General features: G+C 36.3%; 27 protein-coding genes. 4 read left to right on the top strand and 23 right to left on the bottom strand.

The annotated features are described in order from the left end of the window. Positions 1–211: 211 nt before the first annotated feature. Entirely contained in the window at positions 212–766 is a 555-nt protein-coding gene (vrrA, locus tag FDO66_RS05715) for a VrrA/YqfQ family protein (RefSeq protein WP_141431537.1), read from the top strand. Positions 767–880: 114 nt separating this feature from the next. Further along, complete coding sequence (locus tag FDO66_RS05710; RefSeq protein ID WP_141431535.1) at positions 881–1,819, top strand: 4-hydroxy-3-methylbut-2-enyl diphosphate reductase; 939 nt, start codon at positions 881–883, stop codon at positions 1,817–1,819. A 46-nt stretch (positions 1,820–1,865) separates the two neighbouring features. Here FDO66_RS05710 and FDO66_RS05705 read toward each other — a convergent pair whose 3' ends face one another. The 20 genes from FDO66_RS05705 to yqfC form a co-directional block, all read right to left on the bottom strand. Beyond that, entirely contained in the window at positions 1,866–2,981 is a 1,116-nt protein-coding gene (locus tag FDO66_RS05705) for a Nif3-like dinuclear metal center hexameric protein (RefSeq protein ID WP_141431533.1), read from the bottom strand. Further along, on the bottom strand, positions 2,968–3,687 hold the full coding sequence (locus FDO66_RS05700; RefSeq protein ID WP_141431531.1) for a tRNA (adenine(22)-N(1))-methyltransferase: 720 nt from the start codon (positions 3,685–3,687) through the stop codon (positions 2,968–2,970). The genes FDO66_RS05705 and FDO66_RS05700 overlap by 14 nt, the downstream gene beginning before the upstream one ends. A 191-nt stretch (positions 3,688–3,878) precedes the next feature. Next, positions 3,879–4,244 (bottom strand): cytochrome c550, encoded by a 366-nt coding sequence (gene cccA / locus FDO66_RS05695; RefSeq protein ID WP_141431529.1) that lies wholly within the window; start codon positions 4,242–4,244, stop codon positions 3,879–3,881. A gap of 536 nt (positions 4,245–4,780) precedes the next feature. Next, the gene (rpoD, locus tag FDO66_RS05690) at positions 4,781–5,905 is read right to left on the bottom strand and encodes an RNA polymerase sigma factor RpoD (RefSeq protein WP_141431527.1); all 1,125 of its coding nucleotides are present in this window, start codon (positions 5,903–5,905) and stop codon (positions 4,781–4,783) included. 59 nt (positions 5,906–5,964) lie between these two features. Continuing rightward, positions 5,965–7,779, bottom strand: a complete 1,815-nt coding sequence (dnaG, locus tag FDO66_RS05685) for a DNA primase (RefSeq protein ID WP_141431525.1) — start codon at positions 7,777–7,779, stop codon at positions 5,965–5,967. Between the two features lie 47 nt (positions 7,780–7,826). Further along, positions 7,827–8,288 (bottom strand): YaiI/YqxD family protein, encoded by a 462-nt coding sequence (locus FDO66_RS05680; protein WP_258535639.1) that lies wholly within the window; start codon positions 8,286–8,288, stop codon positions 7,827–7,829. Positions 8,289–8,552: 264 nt separating this feature from the next. Beyond that, positions 8,553–9,371, bottom strand: a complete 819-nt coding sequence (locus tag FDO66_RS05675) for a pyruvate, water dikinase regulatory protein (RefSeq protein WP_141431521.1) — start codon at positions 9,369–9,371, stop codon at positions 8,553–8,555. 26 nt (positions 9,372–9,397) lie between these two features. Then, positions 9,398–10,030: a transcriptional regulator CcpN gene (ccpN, locus tag FDO66_RS05670; RefSeq protein WP_181444461.1), complete on the bottom strand. Its 633-nt coding sequence runs from the start codon at positions 10,028–10,030 to the stop codon at positions 9,398–9,400. A 797-nt stretch (positions 10,031–10,827) separates the two neighbouring features. Beyond that, positions 10,828–12,900 (bottom strand): glycine--tRNA ligase subunit beta, encoded by a 2,073-nt coding sequence (gene glyS, locus FDO66_RS05665; protein ID WP_141431517.1) that lies wholly within the window; start codon positions 12,898–12,900, stop codon positions 10,828–10,830. Then, a complete protein-coding gene (gene glyQ, locus FDO66_RS05660) occupies positions 12,893–13,783 on the bottom strand; it encodes a glycine--tRNA ligase subunit alpha (RefSeq protein WP_141431515.1) in 891 nt (296 codons plus the stop codon). The genes glyS and glyQ overlap by 8 nt, the downstream gene beginning before the upstream one ends. A gap of 321 nt (positions 13,784–14,104) precedes the next feature. Further along, positions 14,105–14,866, bottom strand: coding sequence for a DNA repair protein RecO (recO, locus tag FDO66_RS05655; RefSeq protein WP_141431513.1), 762 nt, complete (start codon positions 14,864–14,866; stop codon positions 14,105–14,107). A gap of 32 nt (positions 14,867–14,898) precedes the next feature. Beyond that, a complete protein-coding gene (locus tag FDO66_RS05650) occupies positions 14,899–15,039 on the bottom strand; it encodes a YqzL family protein (RefSeq protein WP_141431511.1) in 141 nt (46 codons plus the stop codon). A 144-nt stretch (positions 15,040–15,183) separates the two neighbouring features. Continuing rightward, positions 15,184–16,092 (bottom strand): GTPase Era, encoded by a 909-nt coding sequence (gene era / locus FDO66_RS05645; protein ID WP_141431828.1) that lies wholly within the window; start codon positions 16,090–16,092, stop codon positions 15,184–15,186. Then, the gene (locus tag FDO66_RS05640) at positions 16,085–16,492 is read right to left on the bottom strand and encodes a cytidine deaminase (RefSeq protein ID WP_141431509.1); all 408 of its coding nucleotides are present in this window, start codon (positions 16,490–16,492) and stop codon (positions 16,085–16,087) included. Before FDO66_RS05640 ends, era begins: the two co-directional genes overlap by 8 nt. A gap of 173 nt (positions 16,493–16,665) precedes the next feature. Then, positions 16,666–17,022 carry a diacylglycerol kinase family protein gene (locus FDO66_RS05635; protein ID WP_141431507.1) on the bottom strand — a complete coding sequence of 119 codons (357 nt, stop codon included), beginning with the start codon at positions 17,020–17,022 and terminating at the stop codon, positions 16,666–16,668. 3 nt (positions 17,023–17,025) lie between these two features. After that, a complete protein-coding gene (gene ybeY, locus FDO66_RS05630; protein WP_141431505.1) occupies positions 17,026–17,496 on the bottom strand; it encodes an rRNA maturation RNase YbeY in 471 nt (156 codons plus the stop codon). Continuing rightward, positions 17,493–19,682: an HD family phosphohydrolase gene (locus FDO66_RS05625; protein ID WP_141431503.1), complete on the bottom strand. Its 2,190-nt coding sequence runs from the start codon at positions 19,680–19,682 to the stop codon at positions 17,493–17,495. Before FDO66_RS05625 ends, ybeY begins: the two co-directional genes overlap by 4 nt. A 410-nt stretch (positions 19,683–20,092) precedes the next feature. Next, positions 20,093–21,052: a PhoH family protein gene (locus FDO66_RS05620; RefSeq protein WP_141431501.1), complete on the bottom strand. Its 960-nt coding sequence runs from the start codon at positions 21,050–21,052 to the stop codon at positions 20,093–20,095. Then, on the bottom strand, positions 21,049–22,242 hold the full coding sequence (gene yqfD, locus FDO66_RS05615) for a sporulation protein YqfD (RefSeq protein ID WP_141431499.1): 1,194 nt from the start codon (positions 22,240–22,242) through the stop codon (positions 21,049–21,051). Before yqfD ends, FDO66_RS05620 begins: the two co-directional genes overlap by 4 nt. Positions 22,243–22,256: 14 nt before the next feature. Next, complete coding sequence (yqfC, locus tag FDO66_RS05610; RefSeq protein ID WP_141431497.1) at positions 22,257–22,541, bottom strand: sporulation protein YqfC; 285 nt, start codon at positions 22,539–22,541, stop codon at positions 22,257–22,259. Positions 22,542–22,703: 162 nt separating this feature from the next. On the opposite strand from yqfC, the gene FDO66_RS05605 reads away from it, so the two are divergent. Then, complete coding sequence (locus FDO66_RS05605) at positions 22,704–22,949, top strand: recombinase family protein (RefSeq protein ID WP_181444460.1); 246 nt, start codon at positions 22,704–22,706, stop codon at positions 22,947–22,949. Positions 22,950–23,140: 191 nt separating this feature from the next. Here the strand turns inward: FDO66_RS05605 and FDO66_RS05600 are convergent, their stop codons facing one another. Continuing rightward, positions 23,141–23,689 carry a DUF3231 family protein gene (locus FDO66_RS05600; protein ID WP_141431493.1) on the bottom strand — a complete coding sequence of 183 codons (549 nt, stop codon included), beginning with the start codon at positions 23,687–23,689 and terminating at the stop codon, positions 23,141–23,143. A 187-nt stretch (positions 23,690–23,876) separates the two neighbouring features. Between FDO66_RS05600 and FDO66_RS05595 the strand changes: the two genes are divergently transcribed. Next, positions 23,877–24,104 carry a WGxxGxxG family protein gene (locus tag FDO66_RS05595; RefSeq protein WP_141431491.1) on the top strand — a complete coding sequence of 76 codons (228 nt, stop codon included), beginning with the start codon at positions 23,877–23,879 and terminating at the stop codon, positions 24,102–24,104. 390 nt (positions 24,105–24,494) lie between these two features. On the opposite strand, the gene FDO66_RS05590 is transcribed toward FDO66_RS05595, so the two are convergent. Together FDO66_RS05590 and floA are read right to left on the bottom strand one after the other, a co-directional pair. After that, the gene (locus FDO66_RS05590; protein WP_141431489.1) at positions 24,495–24,980 is read right to left on the bottom strand and encodes a hypothetical protein; all 486 of its coding nucleotides are present in this window, start codon (positions 24,978–24,980) and stop codon (positions 24,495–24,497) included. Positions 24,981–25,022: 42 nt separating this feature from the next. Continuing rightward, a complete protein-coding gene (floA, locus tag FDO66_RS05585; RefSeq protein WP_181444469.1) occupies positions 25,023–26,000 on the bottom strand; it encodes a flotillin-like protein FloA in 978 nt (325 codons plus the stop codon). Positions 26,001–26,017: the final 17 nt, after the last annotated feature.

Here is a 26,017-nt window from a genome sequence, read left to right as displayed (position 1 = left end):
TTTGAAAATGCAAATCACATCATGTAATTATAACAAATTTTGTTGAAAACACCATAATTGTCGTGTATTTAAGAGAAACGTTCTTTTCATAACATACAAATATCACCTAGATCCTATCCTTCTTTCATTTACCTTTCAGATTTCTAAAACTAATTTGATGTCTTAGCATACTCTAACATTAGAGATTAAAAGGAAAGGAGGTCATCATCTTATGCTACAAAGACAAAGAGGACCTTTTCAAAGAAATATGCCCTATCGAATGAATCCAATGCAAGGCCCCCCGCCTCATTTCAGTCGATCACCATTTGGAGGAGCTCCTCGCCCACGTTCCAATAGAGGTGGACTTTTAGGCAAATTATTAAGTAAAAGGAATCAATCGAATGCCATGCAAGGATTCAATGCCCCAAGCAGAACCGGTCAAGCAGGAGGTGGCTCCATTTTAAAAACTTTAAGCAATCCCTCTACATTGACGGGTTTTCTTGAGAATACCCAAAAAGTTTTAAATACCGCTCAGCAAGTAGGGCCGATTGTTCAGCAATACGGACCCATGTTCAAAAATATCCCTGCCATGTGGAGACTTTATAAAGGATTAAAAAGTACGTTAAATGAGTCAGAAGAAGTCGCGGATGTTGATGAAAAAAAAGATTTGAAAACAGAAATAACAGCCGATCAAAGCAATGCCGATACACCTGAACAAGAGCCGCAAAAAGAAGCTAAAAAAACTGCTAAGAAAACTGGCATTTCTAAACCAAAATTATATGTATAATTTAGTGTGACAGGTACCCTTCAAATGTAGGTACCTTTTGTCATATTCCTATAAGTTTTATATAATAAGGACGAGTACTACAAGCAGCTATTACATAGAGAGGACTAAAGATAAATGAAAGTAATAAAGATCAGCCCTCGCGGCTATTGTTATGGAGTAGTTGACGCCATGGTTATTGCCAGAAATGCGGCTTTAGATAAATCATTACCAAGACCTATCTATATTTTAGGAATGATCGTTCATAATAAACATGTTACAGACGCCTTCGAAGAAGAAGGAATTATTACGTTAGATGGTAAAAACAGAAAAGAAATTCTTGAAAAGATCAACTCAGGGACCGTTATTTTTACTGCTCATGGGGTTTCACCTGAAGTACGTGATCTAGCAAAGCAAAAAGGACTGACAACCATTGACGCCACTTGTCCTGACGTAACGAAGACACATGATTTGATTCGTGAAAAAGAAAAAGAGGGCTATCAAGTAATCTATATAGGTAAAAAAGGACATCCAGAGCCTGAAGGTGCTATTGGAGTTGCTCCAAACATTGTCTCTCTCGTAGAAACCCCAAATGATGTTGACAACTTAACCGTTAAAGGTGAAAAAATAATTGTCACTAATCAAACAACAATGAGTCAATGGGATGTTGCTCTAATTATGGAAAAAATAAAACAAAAATATCCTCATGCAGAATTTCATAAGGAAATATGCTTAGCTACCCAGGTCCGACAGGAAGCCGTATCGAAGCAAGCTGGTGAAGCTGACGTGCTTATCGTTGTAGGAGATCCAATGAGCAACAATTCAAATCGATTGGCACAGGTCTCTGAAGAAATTGCTCATACACAAGCCTATCGTATAGCAGACGTTTCAGAATTGCAGCTACAGTGGATTAAAGATGCCAAAACTGTGGCGGTTACAGCTGGAGCCTCCACTCCTACACCAATTACAAAAGAAGTCATTGCTTTTTTAGAACAATACGATCCAAACGATGAAACAACTTGGAAGCGAGAGAAAAAAGTTCCATTAAATAAAATACTTCCAAAAGTAAAAAGATAAAACCAAGGTGCTTAGCACCTTGGTTTTATCTTAATAATAATGGAATTTATCTAAATTGAAAAGGATCCGTATTTAATTCAGATGGAAAAATAGATACTTTATATCCTTTTTCTTGACTTTTTTTTGTTAAGTAGGCGGCGACTCCGTTTTTCATTACCTTCTCCACATTATGACCAGGGTCAATAATATTTAATCCCATCATCATTGCATCGTGGGCAACGTGGTAATAGATGTCCCCTGAAACAAAAACATCTGCACCTTTTATTTTCGCAGCATTTATATACTTATTTCCATCTCCACCAAGTACCGCTACTTTTTGTATTCGGGCATCTAAATCACCAACAATTCGAACACGATCGATATGTAAAGATTTTTTCACGTGCTCAGAAAATTCTTCCAAGGACATTTCTTCTATTTCACCAATACGACCTAATCCTAGCACATCACCTTCATTTTCCAATAAATAAAGATCATATGCTACTTCCTCATACGGATGAGCCTTAAACATAGCAGACAAAACCTTTTTCTCTAAATGAGCAGGGTAAATGGTTTCAATTCTAATTTCGTTTACAGATTCAAGCATCCCTTGTTTTCCGATAAATGGATCCGTATTTTTTCCAGGCAAAAATTGACCTATCCCTGTACTTGAAAATGAGCAATGAGAATAATTACCGATTGCCCCTGCCCCTGCATCTCCAAGCGCTTGTTTTATGTTTAATGCATGATCCTCAGGCACGTATACTACGAGTTTTTTTAATTTGACTTTAAAAGTAGGAACAAGTATCTCTGAATTCTTTAACCCTAACGCCTCAGCAAGTAAATCATTAACACCACCCGCTGCAACATCAAGATTCGTGTGTGCAGCATAAACAGCAATATCATGCTTTATTAGTTTTTCAAGCATTTGCCCTGCTGCATTATCCGTTCTAAGATGCTGTAGTGGCCTAAAGATAGGCGGATGATGAGCAATAATCAACTGGACATTTTTTTCAATTGCTTCGTCTACCACAGATTCCAAAACATCTAAGGCAACTAATACATTTTCCACAGGTTTATTAAGCCTTCCAATTTGCAAACCAATTTTATCCCCATCCATTGCATAAGACTTTGGAGAAAACTGTTCAAAAAGCTGAATGATTTCATGACCATTAACACTTTTCATCATTTAGAATCCTTTCTACCATTTGTATCTTATTTTCTAATTCCTGCTTTTTCATTTGATTTTCTAGGGTAGAAGAAGCCTGATTTAGCTGAAAAATGATCCGTTCCCAATTTGATTTTTCAGCAAACCATTTTTTCTTAAAAATTTCCGTAGGATTCTTTGATAAAAAAGGACCTAGTAGTAAATTTCGATCCATATCTTCATGATACGGTTTTTTTGGATCTCCTTTTTCAGCAATAAGTATTTCATAAATTTTTCCGTCTTCTTCAAGAATCTCTTCATCAATTAATTCCCATCCATTTTCCAAAAGCCAAACTCGAATAGCTATTGCCCCAATATTTGGCTGCAGAATTAATCTTTTTATAGAAGACAGCTTTTCGCTTCCTTTTTCTAAAATACTTGCTATGAGTGCTCCTCCCATTCCTGCTATGGTGATACACTCAACCTCTCCTGCTTTCAAAACGTCAAGACCGTCTCCTTTTCGGACAGATATTTTGTCAACTAGCCCTTCTTTTTCAACCTGGTTCTTTGCAGACTGATAAGGTCCTTCCACCACTTCTCCAGCAATAGCGAATGGAACAATTCCTTTTATCACAACATGGCATGGCAAATAAGCATGATCTGAACCAATATCAGCTATGCTACATCCATTTGGTATATATTTCGCAACTGTTTCCAGCCGAATAGATAAATTCTCTATATTCATCCGAAGATGGTCACCGCTTTCTATTTATGTATGCACTAAATGAAATCAATTCTTAAATGTACTACCCTATAGTATACGATAGCACATTGTATTAGTATAGAAAAAGTCCTTTGCAGATGCAAAGGACTAAGAAAAGCGCAAGGTGCCTGTTTATCGGCGACAAGAATTATAGCAAATCAGGTTATGCGCTTTCATTTTTTTAAACTTGTAAGCCAGTCCGCCATTTCATCTGCTTTTTCTTCTGGTACGAGTCCAGCTGGCATTCTACCATTTTTACCTTTAGTAATAATTTCTTTGATTTCTTCATGAGAATAACGGTCTCCTACTCCTAGAAGTGATGGTCCCGCAGCGCCTTGATATTGATCTCCATGGCAGCCAATACAACTTTTCTTATAAATGTCCTCTGGTTTAGCCGCAGTAATCTCTTCTGTTTTGTTTTTGCCGCCTTCCTTACTCATTTCATCCATTTCGTTTAAACCGATTATTGAAAGTAAAAACATTGCCCCAACGCCAATCACCATGATCATAATAAATGGAATAATTGATTTGCGTTTTATGGATCACACCCCCCTTATGTAAAACATAGAGAATAGGTATTTACATATAAATCTCCTTCATTTTACTTGAAATTTAGAATTCCGAAAAGTCTTAAGATCATGTATAATAAAAAAGAAAGCGATTTCATTTATTGGCGATAGGATGTTCTATCTATTTATATACGTTCTCTTTTTTGTTGATTTAAAGCTCTTTTCATTCTTGACTTCATTAAGGATCAGCTATTTGGTAAAAAAAGAACAAATAATTTTCTAAGAGCATTTGCAAAATGAAAGACAATTCAGTAAAATAGATAAAAAAACATTTAATGGGAACTTAAGATAGCAAAATCACCTTAACCTTGAAAAAATGTTCAATCGAAGAGCGCTTTTTACTTTTAGCAACAAAGGGTTATTTTTCAAAGAGCTAGGGGCTAGCTAGACAACAGTCTATTTCCCAAAAAGTTATACTTTCTTATACTAAGAAAAAAAGAAATAGCTACTTTTATTAAAAGATCGCTATTTCTCCATGCTCGTTTAACACTCAGAAGTTATTTAGTTTATTCTAAGAAATCTTTCAGTCGTTTACTTCTGCTTGGATGTCTTAGCTTTCGTAACGCTTTTGCTTCAATTTGACGAATGCGTTCACGTGTAACGCCAAAAACTTTCCCAACTTCTTCTAAAGTTCGAGTGCGACCATCATCTAAGCCAAAACGTAGACGAAGAACATTCTCTTCACGATCTGTTAATGTATCAAGAACGTCCTCTAATTGTTCCTTAAGCAGCTCATAAGCGGCATGCTCGGAAGGAGAAGTGGCATCTTGATCTTCGATGAAATCCCCTAAATGGGAGTCATCTTCTTCACCGATAGGAGTTTCTAATGAAACAGGTTCTTGAGCAATTTTTAAGATTTCTCTTACTTTATCAGGAGACAAATCCATATCTTCACCAATTTCTTCTGGTGAAGGCTCCCGCCCAAGATCCTGAAGCAACTGTCTTTGTACTCGAATTAGTTTGTTTATGGTTTCAACCATATGAACGGGAATACGAATTGTTCTCGCTTGATCTGCAATGGCTCTAGTGATTGCTTGACGGATCCACCATGTAGCGTAAGTACTGAATTTAAAGCCTTTTCGATAATCAAATTTTTCTACCGCTTTAATTAGACCCATGTTTCCTTCTTGGATCAAATCTAAGAACAACATTCCACGGCCTACATATCTTTTGGCAATACTTACAACAAGTCGAAGGTTCGCTTCCGCAAGACGTCTTTTAGCTTCTTCATCACCATCTTCAATTCGAGTGGCTAATGAAATTTCTTCTTCTGCTGATAGAAGGTCGACTCTGCCTATTTCTTTTAAATACATGCGAACAGGGTCATTTATTTTTACACCTGGAGGAACGCTTAAATCATTTAGATCAAATTCCTCTTCACCTTTTGTTAATTCATTTATATTAGGATCTTTATCTTCACTGTCACCAATTAATTCAATACCTTGGTCACCTAAAAATTCATAAAACTCATCCATTTGATGGGAATCCAATTCAAAGTGAGACAGCTTTTCTGCGATATCATCGTATGCAAGAACACCTGTTTTTTTACCTAATACAGTTAATTGAGCCTTAACATGGTCAAGCGTCAACTCTGTATCTACCTCTTTTGAATGGGCCGACTTTTCAGCCATTTGTCCCCCTCCTTCCAAAAATCAAAGACAATTCTTTCATATTTATCATTCTTTTGCAACTACAAAGACTTGCGAATTTGTATGATTTCCATCGCAATCTTAGCTGCTTTTACATAGTCCTTTTGCTTTTCTGCTTCTTTTTCTTCTGCTTGTTTTTCTTTTATCTTTTGCACTTTTTCATAATTTAACACCTGTTTCAAATAATCCGCTAATTCTTGCTCGTTTATGTCTTCGTTTATGGGCATCATGTCAATTTCTGCAATGATTCTTCTTAATTTGTCATCCTGGACAAAATTGATAAACGAGCTTGTTGCAGGCATCTGTCCTTCTTCATAAAAGCCAAAAAGATAAGTAATGATCGCTTGATGTTCATCTGTAATAAAGGTTTTCCCTTGCAGCATTTCTCCAATTTTATAAGTTAGCTCATCGCTTCGAAGCATATGCGCAATTAGCCTTCTTTCCGCTGTATAATACGCAGGCATTAACTGATCCGTTTTTTTCTTCCATTGCAGCGGCGGTGTTGGTCTATTTTGCTTTCCTTTTTCTTGCTGATTTCTTTTCTCATGAAAAAACATCTGCTTTTGCTGTTCGTTTAAAGCCTCTAATGAGATGGAAAATTCTGCTGCAATTTGCCGTAAATAGTGGTCTTTTTCAACTGCCTTATCAAGCCTTGATATTTCTTTTAATACTTCTTCTATATAAAGGAGCCTATCTCCTTCATCTTGAAGATTTTTCCCTCTTCTAAAATATCGCAGCTTGAAATTCATAAAGGTATGACTTGCATCAATTACTTCATGACGAAATTTTTCTTCCCCGAACGTCCCAACATAGTCGTCAGGATCCATACCATCGGGTAAACTAGCAATTCTCACCTTACAACCTGAGTTAGTGAGCATATTTGCCGCTCGGTAAGCAGCTTCTATTCCTGCATGATCAGAATCATAGCAGATTGTAACCGAATCGACATTTTGCCTAATGATTGCTACGTGTTCCTCTGTTATGGAGGTTCCCATAGTAGCTATACCGTTATCAACACCCGATCGGTCTGCGGCGATCACATCGGCAAACCCTTCAAAAAGAACGGCTTGTTGTCGTTTCCGAATGCTTGATCTCGCTAAATGATAATTATATAAAGTTTTACTTTTATTAAAGATTGCTGTTTCGGGACTATTTAAATACTTAGGCTCACCCGCCCCTAACGTTCTCCCTGAAAAAGCAATCGTGTTTCCTTTTCGATCAAAAATTGGGAACATAATTCGATCACGAAATCGATCATAATACTTCCCGTTTTTTTCACTCTGAACAATGATGCCGGCTTTTTCCATAAATATAGGATCATACTTTCTTTGGGTTAAAAATTTAACAACGAAATCCCAGGAATTTAAAGCATAACCTATTTGAAACTTTTGAATTGATTCTAAGGTAAGTCCTCTATTCAACAAATACTCTAGAGCATGCTGACCATCTTTAGTATTTACAAGTATGTGATGGTAAAATTTCCTTAAAATATCATGTGCAGATATCATTTGCCCGACATCTTGAGGAATTGCATTCGGCATTTCATCTGATGTGATCTCCAAGCCTATATCCATGTTGGCTTTTTCAGCTAGCTTAAGTGCCGCTTCTTTAAATGTATAGCCTTCAATCTCCATCAAAAATGAAAAAGCATTTCCTCCCGCACCACATCCAAAACAGTGATAGATTTGTTTATCAGATGATACAGAAAACGAAGGAGTGTTTTCGCCATGAAAAGGACATAAACCAAAATAGTTGCGACCTTGTTTTTTCAGTTGAACATAGTCGCTAATAACATCAACAATATCGACTGCCTGCCGTATTTCATTTACTTTATCTTCTGGAATGCGCCCCGACATTAGAACACCTCCATGATTCCTTCTGAAGTATTCGACAGAAGTTATAATTACCCTTCAAAATTCGACAATATTTTTGTAAACTTATTAACGAATCTTTTCCGATCCTCTTTTGTTAAAGACTTAGGACCTTTTCCATATATCCCCTGCCGCCTAGCTTTTGCTGAAAGATACCTCAAATCTAACGCAGTATGAATATCCTTATCCTTAATCAAAGTTCCCCTCGGTGAAAGGACGCAAACCCCTTTTGGCAATAAGGTGGAGGCAAGCCCAATATCTTGAGTTATGGCAACATCACCTGCTTTTATATGATTCATAATAAACAAATCTGCCGCTTCTTTCGCTGTATCAACGAATTTCCAACAAGCTCCAAGTGTATTTTCTGTCATATGAGCATAAGATGCTACAAACACAACTCTTATTCGATTATAATTTGAAATCTCGACAATTTCTTCTTTTACAGGACAGGAGTCAGCGTCAACATATATGATCGGCCTTCCTATTGTACTAATAATTCTACATCACTCCACATTTTCCTGCTTTTTTTGTAATAACTTTTTGCATCCACTTTATCATGGTCTTAATTTCTCACAATAAATAGTTTATTCGTTCGAAGTGAAGTCTAAACCTATTTAATCATTATTTTTATCACAATTTTTTATTATAGAATAAAAAATTGATAATTTCCATCTTTACTTATTAAATAATATAAAAAAATTCAATGTTTAATTTAGGGGTAAGCTACTGTCTTACCCCAATACAAAATAATCCTATATTTAGACCTTTGATTTATATTTTTGGTATAGTCCAACAATTACATTAGCTGTTTCTTCTACAGCTTTATTGGTGACATCAATAACTGGACAACCTATTTTAGTAACAATTTTATTAAAATATTGCATCTCTTCTTTAATACGATCGATTTTTGCATAGCTGGCATTATCATTTAATCCAAGTGCTAACAAGCGTTCGCGGCGAATATTATTTAGTTTTTCTGGACTGATTTGCAGTCCCACACACTTATTTGGATTTACATAAAAAAGCTCTTCAGGAGGATCGACTTCAGGAACAATTGGAACATTGGCCACCTTTAATCTTTTATGTGCTAAAAACTGAGATAAAGGCGTTTTAGATGTTCTTGAAACTCCCAGCAGGATAATATCTGCTTTTAATATTCCTCTTGCATCTCTTCCATCGTCATATTTCACTGCAAATTCAATTGCTTCAACTTTTTTAAAATAATCTTCATCTAACCTTCGAACTAGTCCAGGTTCATATAATGGAGTTTTCCCACAAAGAAGCTGAAACTGATCCATTAAGGGGCCAATAATATCACAAGCATACACCCCTTCTTCGAGTGCAACCTCATTCATGTATTTTCTCATTTCCGGCTTTACTAAAGTGTATGCAATCATACCTTGGTCCATTTTTGCTAAAGTAACAACCTCATGAATATTTGACTGGTCCTCAACAAATGGAAATCTCTTTATTGTAATATCACTACCATTAAATTGACTAATGGCTGCTTTAGTAACAAGTTCAGCCGTTTCCCCAACTGAATCTGAAACGACATAAATAATCGGTAAATTCCCCATTCCGTTCAGCTCCTTTTGTATCTTTTCTAGTAATTTTCTGCTAAGGCAACAAATGCTTTCGTTACATTTGTTTTAGTTATTCTCCCAATTACCTCGTACCCTTTTTCTGTTTCTTTAACAACTGGTAATGCATCAATTTGCTTTTCAATTAGTTTATTTGCTATATCCATTAATAAATCCTCTTTTTGGCATATCGTGATATTGGGCATTCTTGTCATAATAATATTGACAGGTAGAGTTGAAAGCTCTTGCTTTCCTAAGCTGGCTCTTAACAGATCCTTTCTGGACAATACTCCTACAAGAATGGTATGTTCATCGACAACAAATAACGTGCCTACATCTTCTAAGAACATCGTTACGATGGCATCGTAAACAGAAACATTTTCTTTTACCACAACGGGGATCGATTGAAAATCCTTTACTAGAATTTTCTGTAAGTTTTCGGTTAATAGCTGTGTAGGCGTTTTTCCTGTATAAAAATAACCTACACGAGGTCTTGCATCTAAATAGCCTGCCATCGTTAGTATGGCTAAATCAGGTCGGAGTGTCGCTCTGGTTAAATGCAGTTGATCCGCAATTTGCTCTCCTGTAATTGGTCCATTTGCTTTAACTATTTCAATAATTTGTTCTTGCCGTTTATTTAACTCGATTGTGCTCACCACCTACTATGTAATGCGTAAACGCCAAATAACCAAAATATCGATCTGACAAAAGATCTACGAGATTAGGCGTTTCTCATTTCATCACTCAACCTCTTATACATCAAGTATTTCGAGGTTAGACATTTGTCTTTTGTGAAGGCTGTTTTCGTATAGATTGTTGCTTTTAAACACGCAGCCTACATACACTTCGCTTTCCGTGGGCGAGCGTCAAGCCTCCTCGTCGCATACGCTTCTGCGGGGTCTCGCCTTTCTCGCATTCCCACAGGAGTCTACGCGTATGTAGGCTGCTCCGAAACGTTTCTTCCAATGTTTTTTTATGTCAAAAGCAACAAACTTTGATAAAACAGCCTTTGTGAAAAAAGTTATACAATTATTGAAATATTATATACTATTTTTAAGAAGTATGCATAAATAAACAAAAGCATAAGGGGTAATACAGCGGATTAAAGGATTTACTGCCTTTTGTCTTGGTACTAGTCAACCTGTTCATCGAGCTGGACGTTGACGCATTTCTACCGAAGTTATCTACAACCAACTAAAAAGGTCCTTAATAAGGGAAAGGCCTGTTCCTTTTTAAACAGGCCTTTCTTAGAAAGAATAAGCTTTATGAAGGTAGACAGGTATCTAGCTCCGACGTACAGGACGTACTAGTGCCGATGTTGCCACAGGATGTGGCGTACTTAATCGGCCAGCACCCAGCCCGCAAGTCTAGTCAAATCACTTCAAAAATCAGGATTTCCGTACGTAGCACCTTATGCTTGTCGGGGCTAAACAGGCGCTTCTTCTTTTCTATATTATTTCACAATAATTGTACTTACATTTGCAAAGTCAGCTACTATTTTCGCAATCTTGGCCATTAAATTTAATCGATTTTCCCTTACAGCAGGATTATCGTCCATGACCATGGTTTGCTCAAAATATTGATCGATCTCAGGCTTTAATGTAACGAGGATTTCAAAAGCCTTCTCTACTGAGACATTTAGATGAAGCTCAGTAGTTACTTCTTGATATTTATTAAAAAGAGTCGTTTCAGATTCATTTGTAAACAAGGATGGATTGACTTCTCCAATTTTTTCTGCTTTTGAAGAAATATTGACTACCCTGCTTAATGCTTCAATGCTTTCTTTAAACCCACTGCTATCTTTTTCTTTTTCCAGCACTTCTCCCTTTCTAATAATGGTTGGGATCGCACCTATTTTATATCCTAAGACGGCATCAATTAAATCATGTCGTATACCTCGTTCTTGTAATAAATGCTTAATGCGAAGCTTAAAGAACGATAGAATTTCTTCTAACAATTCATTTTTCTCTTTTTTAGCAATACCAGCTTGAATAATTGCTTCTAATACAAGATCGATGATCACTTCAAGCGCAATATTCCAATCTTTTTGAATCAGTGTTTGAACGATTCCAGTTGCCTGTCTTCTTAACGCATAAGGATCCTGGGAACCACTTGGGATGATACCGATCGCAAAGCACGAAACAATGGTATCCATTTTTTCAGCAATCGATAAGACAGCCCCGACATCACTTGAAGGTGTTTCATCCTCAGCATTACGAGGCATATAATGTTCATTGATCGCTTTTGCTACAACTGGGTTTTCGCCTTTTTGCAGGGCATATTTTTCACCCATAAACCCTTGAAGCTCAGGAAATTCGTAAACCATATGAGTTACGAGATCAAACTTTGCAATTTCAGCTGCACGATCCGCATCTTTTTTTGCTTCTAAAGAAAACTGCAGCTTATCAGAGAGCTGGTTTGTAGCTTGACGAACTCGACTTACTTTTTCTGCTAAAGTACCAATCTCTTCGTGATAGACAATCGCTTTTAGTTTTTCTAAGAAAGTGTGAATCTCAATTTTTTGATCCTCTTTATAGAAGAAAGCTGCATCTTGAAGTCTTGCTCTTAACACTTTTTCATTTCCTTTAGCTACCTTTTCAAGATGTTCATGACCCCCATTTCGGACTGTTACAAAATTAGGGAGGAGCTCGCCATCTGAAGACTTCACAGGGAAATATCGCTGATGCTCCTTCATTGAGGTTATTAATACTTCCTCAGGAATTTGAAGAAATTCTTTTTCAAACTGACCGAATAAGGCAGTAGGATATTCAACTAAATTTGTAACTTCTTCTAAAAGTTCAGGATCAATTGGAATCACCCATTGATTTTCTTCTTCAATTTTTTCCAATTGCGAAACAATCGCTTCTTTCCTTGTTATCGGATTTGCAATCACATATTGACTTAAAAGCAGCTGTTCATAATTTTCAGGATTTTGAATAGTAATATTTTTACCAAGAAAACGATGTCCTAAGCTTTCATTGCCAGTCGTAACATTGGTAATGGTAAAAGGAATAACCTCTTCTCCAAATAAGGCAACAATCCACTTTATTGGTCTTATATAACGTAATTCTTCATTAGCCCATCGCATATTTTTAGGAAAAGATAAACTTGTTACCACTTCTTTTAATGATGGTAATAGTTCACTTGTTCTTTTCCCTTTTATATATTTCTTGACATGGACATATTCAATTCCATTGATCTCTTTAAAGTAAATATCGTTAACAGTCATACCTTGTCCACGGCAAAAACCAGCTGCTGCTTTTGTCCATTCTCCAGCTTCATTCAAAGCAATTTTTTTAGCAGGGCCTTTGGCTTCTTCATGTATATCTTGCTGTGATTCACTAACATTTTTCACATAAGCTGCAAGTCTGCGTGGTGTTGAAAAAGCTTGCAGATTTTCAAAATCAATTTTATGCTCGTTTAGCCAGCTGCTAACTTTATCAGCAAATTGCTGCATCGAGCTTGTTACAAACCGTGCTGGCATTTCTTCTAAACCGATTTCTAATAAAATGTCTTTTTTACTCACGGCCGCTCTCCTCCTTGACCTTTAAGATAGGGAAACCAAGCTTTTCTCGTTCCTCATAAAATGTTTTAGCCACTTTTCGAGCAAGATTACGGCATCGACCAATATAACCTGTTCTTTCCGTTACAGAAATAGCTCCACGGGCATCCAGAAGATTAAAGGTGTGGGAACACTTCAACACATAATCATAGGCTGGATGAACAAGCCCTTCTTCCATTTGTCGATGTGCTTCTTTTTCATAAATGGTAAATAAATTAAATAGCATGTCAGTATCCGATGTTTCAAAGGTATATTTGGAATGCTCATACTCAGGTTGGTAAAAAATATCTTTAACCGTGAATCCTTCTGTCCACTCGAGGTCAAATACATTTTCTTTATCCTGAATGTATGACGCAAGGCGTTCGATACCATAGGTAATTTCAACAGAAACTGGCTTACATTCTAAACCTCCAACCTGTTGAAAGTATGTAAATTGAGTAATTTCCATACCATCAAGCCAAACCTCCCAGCCCAAGCCAGCACAACCTAAAGAAGGATTCTCCCAATTATCTTCAACGAAACGGATATCGTGCTCGAGTGGGTCGATTCCAAGAGCTTTTAATGAGTCTAAATAAATCTCTTGAATATTATCAGGAGAAGGCTTCATAATCACCTGAAATTGATGATGCTGATAAAGTCGATTAGGATTCTCTCCATAACGACCATCTGCCGGTCTGCGAGATGGTTCCACATAAGCGACATTCCATGGCTCTGGTCCTATCGCTCTCAGAAATGTATAAGGGCTCATTGTCCCAGCACCTTTTTCTACATCATATGCTTGCATTAAAATGCAGCCTTGATCAGACCAATGCTTTTGTAATGTTAAGATCATATTTTGAATATTCATATGGCACCTCCGAAAAAATGTATACCCTTTGGGCATTCTTTTTGGTTTTTCGATCTTATTGCATAAAAAAACTCCCGTCTCTATGCACAAATATGCATAGGGACGAGAGTTACCCGCGGTTCCACCCTAATTGCTGAAAATGTCAGCCACTTTACATGTGTCTAAAGGACACCGAGTTGCTCCGAGAATGCCTTCCTTAACGCTCTATTCCCTAGCTTGCACTATCCTAGGTTCGCTTCAATAGAGTAGGGTTAAGTACTACTTTCCATCAACACAACGAATATATTTTCTTATGAATCATATCGAAAACAAAAACAGTTGTCAAGATTCACTGATTTTCTTTTCAAGTGAATCCAGCTGTGCAATAAATTTTTTTGTTTTTAAATGTAAGCCTGAATATTCTTCATAATACGCATCAATCACTTTTTTTAATTCGGCTTTCGTTTCCTCTTTGACAGAAATTTCACCAAGCCGCGATAGATCGAAGAAATAAAAAATTCGCAACAGCTTAACTGTGGCCGAGGAAATAGAAAGGTGATACGGATCCTTTTCAAGACAACGATGACAAATAATTCCACCCTCTCGGATAGAGAATGAAAAACGCCCTTCTCTACTGCCACAAACCGCACAATGATCAAACATAGGATTAAGACCAAGTGCGCTCAGCATTTTTATTTCGAAGATGTTTGTAATAATTTCACGATCAAATCCTTCTTCAAGATAAGACAATGTTTGAAGCAGCAATTCAAACATAAACGGATTTGGTTTTTGGTCATCTGTACATTTATCCGCTAAATCAATAATGTAGCTTCCATAAGCTGTTAAAAAGATGTCCTGCTTTATTAAACGCATCGAAGAGATCAATTCTCCCTGTTGAAGATTGCCTAGTCCTCTTCCTTTTAGAACTAGAAAATGCCCATATGTAAAAGGCTGTGTAATAGCAGCAAGGCGGCTGTTTGTTTTTTTTGCTCCTCGTGCCATTACACCAACCTTTCCCCATTCTCTTGTATATAAAGTGACAATTTTATTCGTTTCACCATAATCAATTGTTCTGATCACGATGCCCTCACATTTTTGAAGCATCTTGTCGTCACCATCCCTTTATATAGGCAAATCTATGAGATGGGAAAATCAATATCTGCGAGCTCTTCTTCCTGATAACTTGGTTCTTGATTATCTTTTTCTAATTCTTTAAAAAGCAGATAAGTGTCAATATTACCTGTTTTAGAAAATAGTTTCCAGGTAAAATCCATCATTGAGAACCACACCCTTCAATTATTAACTAGCCATTTTCAGGTTTCGAACCTTAACATTATCATAGCCTTTCATTCGAAAATCATGAGACGAAAATATTGCTAATCTTAACAGAAAGAAAATGCTCAACTGGATTTTCCAATATCTTAATATTCGTCCTCGCGAAATCCAAAATCTCGTAGCTGTGTCATCTTATTACGCCAATCCTTTTGAACCTTTACCCAAAGCTCTAAAAAGACTTTTGTACCTAGCAGATTTTCAATATCAAGCCGCGCTCTTTTCCCAATTTCCTTTAATAAACTTCCTTGTTTCCCAATAATAATTCCCTTTTGTGAAGCTCTTTCTACAATGATCGTTGCCATTACATGTACGATATCATTCGCATCACTTCGTTCCATTTTTTCAATAACCACAGCGATCGAATGTGGGATTTCTTCTCTAGTAAGATGAAGCACCTTTTCTCTAATCAACTCCGAAGTAATAAATCTCTCTGGATGATCCGTTACTTGATCAGCTGGATAATATTGCGGTCCTTCAGGCAAGTATTTTTGTACTTGCTCTAATAATGTTTCGACATTGTTACCTTCTAAGCTTGAGATCGGCACAATTTCTTTAAAAGGATATTTTTCCTTATAAGCATCAATGATTGTAAAGAGCTTATCAGGATGAACTAAGTCGATTTTGTTAATGACAAGGAATACGGGAGTTTGAACAGATTGGAATTTTTCAATAATAAACTCCTCTCCTTTGCCAAAACCTTCTTCTGCATTGACCATAAATAAAATTAAGTCAACCTCTTTTAAAGTGTTTTGTGCTACTTTCATCATAAAGTCGCCAAGCTTATGCTTAGGTTTATGAATTCCTGGCGTATCAATAAAGATCGCTTGAGCCTCATTTGTTGTTAAAACGCCTTGAACCTTATTTCTAGTTGTTTGCGGCTTATCGCTCATAATGGCTATTTTTTGGCCAATTACACGATTTAAGAAAGTCGATTTCCCTACATTTGGTCTACCAATAATTGATATAAAACCTGATTTATATGCTTGATTATTCATTTCGTTCATTAAGATCCTCCGGTGAAAATGCCCCTGGCAGTAATTCTTCTACTGTAATTTCTTGTATATGTCCTTTTAAATTTGTTAAAACAATCGTCATGTCATTAGAGCATAATTCAGAGATGACTTGCCGACATGCACCACATGGGGGTACTGGACGATTGGTATCTGCAATAACCACTAATGTTTTAAAATTTTTATCTCCCTCAGAAAGCGCTTTAAAAAGAGCAGTCCTTTCGGCACAATTTGTCATGCTGTAAGCAGAATTTTCAATATTGCATCCATGATATACCTTTCCGTCTTCTGTTAGCAATGCTGCTCCAACTTTAAATTTCGAATAAGGTACATACGCTCTTTCCCTTGCTTTCTTGGCTTCTATTATTAACTTTTCTGTTTCCACTGGCCTTTCTTCCTTTCCATCATGAAGGCTGCCGCCTCTTTATATTTTACCTTAAATTTCATCGATTTGCATCGTTTGATTGAAAATGCCGTAAAAATTTTTCAATTTTCTAACTAATAACCGAGACCCATAAGTGTTAATCACCTATGGGTCATGCATGGTGTTTCAATGGGTTAAAATATTTTTGGATAAAATATAACGAGTCCAACAATAATAGCTAAAATAGCATAAATGAGTACAGCACCTGCAGCTATATCCTTCGCTTCCTTTGCCAATGGATGAAAATCCTTTGTAACAAGATCCACAACTCGTTCAATCGCTGAATTAACCATTTCCAGGGAAATCATTCCCGTAATAATAATTAAAATAAATACCCATTCCATTTTAGAAAGAGAATATTTGAAACCCATGCCAATCACAATCAAGGCGATCACAACATGAATTTTTACATTCCGCTCTTGTATAAAGCTATCCTTAATTCCAGTAATAGCAAAGAAAAAGGACCGTATAACTCTCCCTATATATCTCATATGTTATCTTTGCAGCCCAAACTCATTTAATATATCTTTTTGCAAGGAAAACATTTTTTTTTCGTCCTCATCCGTTTCATGATCATATCCTAACAAATGTAGAAAACCATGGACTACTAGGAATCCAAGCTCTCTCACATAGGAGTGACCATAATCATCTGCTTGTTCCTTTGCTTTTTCAACTGAAATAATAATATCTCCTAATACTCTAGGCATTTCAAATCCATGAAGTTGTATTTCGCCTTCACCAAGTTCTTCCATTGCGAAAGAGATTACATCTGTTGGCTGGTCTTTTGATCGATACTCTTTATTTATTTGCTGAATTTTATCATTATTAACGAATGTTACAGAAAGCTCACTATTTGCTTCAACACACTCTTTCTCAGCAGCAAAGTTTAATAATTCTTCCATCTTAATTAGGTTTTCTTCCATCAATGTATTCGTTTCATCAAAAAAATCAATATTTAATTTCATGCTTGCTTCACCTTCTGTTTGTTCATTTCTGGATACTCGATCCGTGAATGAAAAATCCCTTTTAATGTTTCACAAAATGAATGAGTTACCTTTTCAAGATCCTTTAATGTTAAATCACACTCATTCAACTGACCATCCTGGAGTCTATCCGTAATAATATTTTTCACAAGTTTTTCAATTTGTTCAGCTGTAGGATGAGACATTGACCGTACTGCAGCTTCTACACTATCAGCTATTCCGATAATCGCAGCTTCCTTCGTTTGGGCCTTTGGACCTGGGTAACGATAATCTTCTTCACTTACTTCTCCGCCATTTTGCTTTGCCTTGTGATAAAAGAACTTAATAAGAGAAGTACCATGATGCTGTTCTGCTACGTCAATAATTTCTTTTGGCATATGATGTTTCTTAAGCATTTCTGCTCCATCCGTTGCATGAGCGATAATAATGTTTTTACTGACTTGAGGAGATAGGCGGTCATGCGGATTATCAATATTCAATTGATTTTCAATAAAAAATTGAGGTCGTTTTGTTTTGCCAATATCGTGATAGTAGCAAGCTACTCTTGCAAGCAATCCATTAGCCCCAATTCCTTCACAAGCTGATTCAGCTAAGTTCGCAACCATTACACTATGATGATAAGTGCCTGGAGCTTCAGTTAATATCTTTCTTAATAAGGGATGATTCGGATTTGATAACTCTATTAATTTCATAGTCGATAAGATCCCAAAGCCTGCTTCAAAAAATGGCAAAAGGCCGATTGTCAATACAGCAGATGCAACGCCTGATATAAGCGCAATTCCAAAGTGAAATCCATATTCTAAAATGTCAAACTTTCCATTTCTTAAAAATATGAAAGAAAAAATCACAACTATATTAATAAAGGTAACAAAGAGACCAGCTTGTAATATTTTCGAACGGCGATTCTGCTTATTTAAAAAGAGAATACCCGCTAAACCGCTGCACAGAATATAAATTCCCATACTAATATGCAAAGAACCGGTTGTTCCCTCATTATAAATAATACTTCCACAAACAGCTAAAATAATCGTAACAAAAATGGCCAGTCGTTCATCCATTAATATTTTGATTAACATTGCCGCCATCGCAGCCGGAAATATATAGCCAATTTCTGTATAGTTAAATTGAATAAAGCTCGTTGCTTTCATGATGCATAAAGCCAGCAAAAAGAGTAAACTAAATAATAGTAATTGATTTTGTTTCGCCTGAGGCTTCAGATTAAGATCTTGAAAATAGTAATAAAGAGTCGCTAGGAATATTAAAATGATCAGCGATAACCCTAAAAAAGGCTGTATTGAGTTTTCGTTATTTAACAAGCCAGCAAGTCCAAGCTGACGATAAATCTCTCTGCTTATTAATTGCCCTTGCTCAACGATAATCTGTCCTTGAAGAATTTTAACAGGCTCTACCCCTTGTATTGCTTCTCTTCGAAGATCCTCTGTTTGATTTGGATCGTAAAATTCGTTTTGAATGATCGCATATCTTCCTAATTCAATGGAAGCACTTTTTAGCCCTGAGCTTAAGCTTGTATATCTTAGTACTTCTTCTAGCCGTTTTTTTGCATTCTCCACCTCATCTCCAGGAATTCGAACTGACATCACGTTATTAATAGCGGTAACAGTTGTATCCTTGGCGATATTTACATCCGACTGTGAAGATAATAACAAAGACCTAAGAGATTGATCTGAAATCTCTTTCGTTACATTATCTGTTAATTTTTCCTTCATTTTTTTTAACTTCTCGTCTAGTGATGGTTCTGTGATCTCAGCGACATTCGTTTGACTATCCTTATTTTCAGCTGCTGCTTTACGCTTTTGATCTAGATCTTTACTTATTTCATCATTTACTTCAACAGCCGATTCAAAGATAGAAGTAATTAAATCAACTCTGTTTTGGGCAATCTCTTTATTTAAAACATAAACGTCTTTAACCTGATCCTCTGCTTCCTTCTTTTTTTTACTCGTACTGGATGTATCTTCAACCGTAATCGGTGAACGAATTGTTTGTTCTGCAATCGAGAAAAGGGATAGGTTCAATTTTTCAGGCTTTACATCGCTAACCATCGAAGCAAATAAAAGCACTCCTAAAAATAGAAAAAATAGGATATTAAAAAAAGGAATATCTAATAAGCCTTTAATGGTTAGCAATTGTTGTCGAATTGTTTTCATTATATATCCCTCCTTGCCTTAATAAACTAGTTGACATTGTTTCGCTAAACGACCATTTTTTGTCATTAATTATGTAAATCATATCAGTTTAATAACAAAAATTCATTATTTGCATCAAAATGATCCTTATCTTTTTTTATGGCTGTTTCGTATAGATTGTTGCTTTTAAACGCGCAGCCTGCATACACTTCGCTTTCCGTGGGCGAGCGTCAAGCCTTCTCGTCGCATACGCTCCTGCGAGGTCTCGCCTTTCCCGCATTCCCACAGGAGTCTACGTGTATGCAGGCTGCTCCGAAACGTTTCTCCCAATGTTTTTTATGTCAAAAGGAACAAACTTTGAGAAAACAGCCTTTTTTATAAGCTAGTATGCAAAGTCCGATATAAAAACCGTTCGGATTGCCGAACGGTTTTTAGTCCTTGTGATTGTACGCATCAACAATCTTCGCTACTAATGGATGCCTCACAACGTCCGATTGCTCAAGAATTATAAACGATATACCTTTTACATCTTTTAATACTTCTTTTGCAACTAGCAGACCTGATTTTACACCTTTCGGTAAATCAACTTGCGTTGAATCGCCTGTAATAACCATTTTTGACCCAAATCCTAGCCTTGTTAAAAACATTTTCATTTGCGCGTGGGTCGTATTTTGAGCTTCATCCAGTATAACAAAAGCATCCTCTAATGTACGTCCCCTCATATATGCAAGTGGAGCTATTTCAATGGTTCCTCTTTCTATCATTCTTTGCGTATGCTCAGTCCCTAAAATATCATGCAAAGCATCGTACAATGGTCTTAAATAAGGATCCACTTTTTCCTTTAAGTCTCCGGGCAAAAACCCCAAGCTTTCACCTGCTTCAACAGCTGGACGTGTTAAAATGATCCGTTTTACTTGTCCATTCTTTAGTGCGTTAACAGCCATTACGACAGCTAAATATGTTTTCCCAGTCCCGGCAGGACCAATGCCAAAAACAAGATCACTTTTTTTAATGGCATTGATATATTGCCTTTGACCAATCGTTTTTACTCTTATAGATTTCCCTTTTGCACTTTTAGCAATTTCTTCCTCATATAAATCTCTAAAATAATCAAGAGTCCCTTTTTTAGCCATTTGAACGGCATACATTACATCTCTTTGATTAATTTGAATGCCTTTTCGTATTACATATAATAATTTTTCAATGATGTTTCCAACAAGGATTACTTGTTCAGATTCACCAGATACAAATACAGATTCTCCACGTGTTACGATGGAAACATCGAGCTCCTGCTCAAGTATTTTTAAATTTGCATCAGAGTTTCCAATTAAAGCAATAGCTTCATTGGGATTTTCTAATTGAACGTCCATTGTTTTTAAGTCTACTGTCATTCTGTATCTCCTTGAATTATTGGTTGTCCCTCAGCAATATCCTCAATAATTTGGAAAAGTATTGATATAGATACTTTACCATTGTCTATCGATCGTTGCAAAATTTTTTCGTCTTTTATCTTAGCATCATCAGGTAATTGACTAAGCAGATCACTCCTAGCATATTGCTTGGCAAATTTTATCGCTTCTTGATCACCGTATTCTCGTGTAACCTGTTCGCTTTCTCTGTATACCTTATTCCCAACTGAAACAGGGAGTTCCCATTTCAAAAATTTAATCGGTGTCCAATTTTCTTCAACCTCATATTGCTTATATATTATTTTTTTAAATCCCCATATATGCAATTTAATCTTTCTAATTTTGATAAAAACCTTTTGTTCTTCATTCCCATTCAATACCTTAAAGGTTGATTTTAGAGGCAAGTCTACTTTTGTTTCATACCATGTCTGTCCGTAAATTTTTCCTTTCGCAGCAATTTTTTTTATTTTCCCTTCACTGCCAATAAAACCGGATACGAGCAGCTGACCAGGTCTTACATAATCATTGATCTGAACAACTGGTTGACCTGTCTCCACTTGTATTTGTTCGATATGTGCTTTTTTTGTCGCGATTAAATGTCTTGGACCTACATATTCAGGCTTCGGAGGTTCATTCTTTTCGACCACCTGAAAATGATAGGTTGTACCAATTAATTCAACTCCTACCCATGTAATGGCTTCTATCCTATTCGTTAATTCCTTTTGAATGCCTTCAACATTATCTGTAAAAAATTGCAGTTTCCCAACTTTTATATCCATTTTATTTAATTCTTTTCGAATCTGGTGCTCAGTAGCAGGATTAGCCCCCTTTATTTCAATTCCCCACACTATATTAGATAATAAGAGGATAATCCCTAAAAAAAGGATAAAACCGAATAAGAAACCAGAATTTCTAATCACTCTTTTTAATAAAAATGGAATTCCTTTTCTTCCAATAAACTCTAATTTACAGTCTGATCCTCTTACTGTAAGGCGAATTTTTTTTATATCCTTTAGTCTCATATCAAAGGATATAGCACTTGAGTCAAGTCGTTTCACATTCCAAATATTGATTCCATTTCGGATCAGCTTATTAAGAAAACGTTCAATTGCTTTTCCAGTCACTTTTACCGTTACGATTCCATTGTAAAATTCGATCCATTGATTTTTCATCGCACCCTCCTGAATTATTCATCTATATAGAGAACTTGATCTATTTTTCCTTCGAGTAATATTTCTTCAGGCAATATGGTTTTAATCACAAAGCTGCTCCCTTTTATTAAAAGCTGTCCCTGCTTGAGGAGGAGTCTTAGCTCTTTATCAGAAAAAGTCAGTAGTCCACGGTGATTTTCAATATATATATGAATTTGTCCAATCATCGTAATTCTCGGCAAGTCCATTATTACATCTTGAGGAAGCTCCATACTTTTAGTCATCCAGCTGCGGACAATTTGTCCCCACTTTTTAGCCATAAAAAAGAACCTCCCTTCATCTCATATGTATGAGATTTATTACAGACTGTTATGTATGATATATAAGAATCTCAATAACATACTATTTCACAGTAGTTCATATCATGCTAATTAAAACAGTCGCTATATACAACCGTATTTCAAGGGATAATGGTGAATCAGATGATGTCCTCCTCAATTACAAGACTATTACTACAAGATTATGCGAATCAAAAGGATATCAGTACAAGTTATATGAAGAGATTGAGTCGGGCGGGATTTGAAGAGCGTACACTCCTATTGCAATTGCTAAAGGATATTGACCAAGGGCTATTTGATGGACTAGTCGTTGTTAAATTGTCTAGGATTGCTAGAAATCTAAAATACAGTCAAGATATTGCAGAAGTGCTAAAAACAACAATTTTTTAGAAAACAGCCTATGAAATAAAGCAGCCGTTTGGCGTTTATTTTTTTTCAACAAAAACAGGAACGTACATTCTCGTATACTCATGGAAATTATGTTAATACTTAAGCAGATTATTAATAATGATGTCGGATAAGTATCTACCTTCCAAATAATGAGAAAAAGCTCCTTGAGTAAGGAGCTAAATCAAAACTTTCTATACGTGTGCAGGTTCTGGTATTTGTATGTGAAGTGGTGGAGGAATTAACCACCCTTTTTCTTTGTTTATTCTTAATAATCTTACACCAAACTGTGCTTTTGTAACATGGAATTGTCCAAACATCATGCCAATGTCTTCTCTAATCGACTGACCCATAACTTGACTACATGCAACTAGTCCAGCCGCTATATCTTTAGTTACAGACGCAGCAATTTCAGGGTCACTAAATCTAGCACCAACAGGAATACTTTCTAATGTTGCTGATGGTCTTTCAGGTGGTGAAGGTGGTAAACCAATACCATTCACTTTCAACAGATTTTCAACTTGTTCTATTTCTTGCTTCATGGCTTGAATAGTATCTTCAAGTAATTTTTTGAGGTCAGTATCTCCAGTATGGTTGATAAATGTTTGGTATCCTGCTATAGAACCTTTTAAAGCAGCAAGATAACTCCAAACTCCAAACACTTCACCATAGTGCATTGGTTCATTTTGTGGATTATCACTTAAAATTCCCATAATTGTCCTCCCAAGTTGTAAAATATTCATTGAGCGACCTTCCTTTCTTAACGATTGGTCACGTTTTTATAATCCCTAATAAAAATGAAGGTATTCGTCATTTTTAATGATGGTTGTTAAAGGGATAAATTCTAATTTTAACCTAAATGGTTTTATTTACTTAACGAATGGTGGCTATAAAATTGGGGACATTACTTATTATGAAAGGAGGGAAACAATGAAAAAGATATTATCTTCAATTTTATGTACTTTGACTTTAACTATAATGGCTCTTGGCGCAACTGTCCATGCTGAAGACAATAACAATAATGAGGTTACGACTCGGAATGTATCTACAGCAGCAGACATCAATGATAATGATACTAATTGGGAATGGCTCGGTTTATTAGGGTTATTAGGTCTGCTTGGTCTTAGAAGAAGAGAAAGAGAAAAAGAAGTTCATTAATACAGATAATTGTTTGTTTTTACTTAATCAGTTACTTTAGTTTCACAACAAATGATAAAGAACTTGGAACTCTCCAAGTTCTTTATAGTGTCAATTGCAAGTGATTTCCTTGCGTTTTTTCTGTTTTGCATCTTAAACTGAACCCGTTAAGCGGAAGCATAGACAGTCCACTTTATTAGTTAATTGAAGCCTATAAAGATCACCGCCTACAAACACTTAGAATGGCTCGTGGTTTTAAGGAGGTCTCTATAACAGTGTTCATTATGCTTAGAATTGTATCTAAGAGCAGCATGTTCTATGTGATTAACCTTTGTATATTTAGAACCCCCAATAAAACATCTCATATGTATGAAATGAAAGAAGGCTCTAGCACTTTTAAAACAAAAAAGGTTATCGAATGAAGCGATTTCCATGTCTTCTATCATGCATTTTTTTAGATTTAGGCGGTCCAATAATCTCCGACCAAATAATTGCATCCACTATGTTTTTTCCCTCTGCAAAAGAAGGCTGTGGTTTAGTGGCATGCATTGAGGCAGCTTGATTTTTTGCTTTTATTTGGTTTGTATTCTTTTTAATTTGAGCCTGTTGCTCGTTTAAGCCTTGCATAACTTCTTTTGCTTTTAGCTTCTTCTCATTGATTTTCTCTTCAATACGGCTTTCCGTCTTCTTTGCAGCAGCGGGTTTTAGCTCCTTTAGAGAATCCTCTATTATTTGTTTTATTTCCATTTTAGGACTAGTTGCGGCCTTTCTAGCATTAGGATTTAACGGCTTCAAGGTTGATTCTTTGTCCTGGGCATCTTTAACCTTTTTGACAATGGTAGATATGATCCCAATGGCAATAATAATGCCAGGGAGGTTACTTAAAATGATATCCAAAAAGGGATCCTCCCTTCATAGCGATGTGAAGGACATTCAAGCTTAAGCCTTACCATCTGGATTTCCACCTGATAATTTTCCGATGGACCCTCTCATATCCGTATCAGCTGATATGTTTTGCATATTCATATAATCCATTACACCCAAGTTCCCCGTCTTTAAAGCCTCTGCCATTGCAAGAGGAACGGTTGCCTCTGATTCTACTACCTTGGCCCTCATCTCTTCAACACGGGCCTTCATTTCTTGTTCTTGAGCTACCGCCATGGCACGACGCTCTTCAGCTTTTGCTTGGGCAATTTTCTTATCTGCTTCCGCTTGTTCTGTTTGCAGTTCAGCTCCAATGTTTTTACCTACATCAACATCGGCAATATCAATGGATAAGATTTCAAATGCAGTACCAGCATCCAGCCCTTTGGATAACACAGTTTGCGAAATCATATCAGGATTTTCTAATACTTTTTTATGATTATCTGATGATCCGATCGTACTTACAATCCCTTCGCCAACACGAGCAACTACGGTTTCTTCACCAGCTCCCCCAACGAGACGATCAATGTTAGCACGAACCGTAATTCTTGCTTTTGCCTTTACCTCGATTCCATTCATAGCAACACCAGCGATAAATGGTGTTTCAATCACTTTTGGATTTACACTCATTTGAACCGCTTCTAAAACATTACGGCCTGCTAAATCAATCGCAGCGCATCTTTCAAAGCTTAATTCAATATTTGCACGATGAGCAGCAATTAATGCATTCACGACTCGATCGACATTCCCTCCAGCCAAATAATGACTCTCTAATTGATTTGTCGTCACATTTAATCCAGCTTTATGAGCTTTAATAAGTGGGTTAACGACTCGACTAGGAATAACGCGGCGCAGCCTCATTCCAATTAATGTAAAGATACTCACTCTGACACCTGCAGCTAATGCAGAAATCCATAGCATAACAGGGACAAAAGTAAATAAAATAGCTAATAAAATAATACCCAAAACAATTGCGATTAATAAAAAAGCCATTCCTGGTGCTATCATTT

The sequence above is a fragment of the Bacillus sp. 03113 genome (genome assembly GCF_006546985.1).
Taxonomy (GTDB): Bacteria; Bacillota; Bacilli; order Bacillales; family Cytobacillaceae; genus VATK01.
The sequence above is the reverse complement of the archived record's forward strand: the minus strand, read 5'-3'. Positions and strand labels throughout refer to the sequence as shown.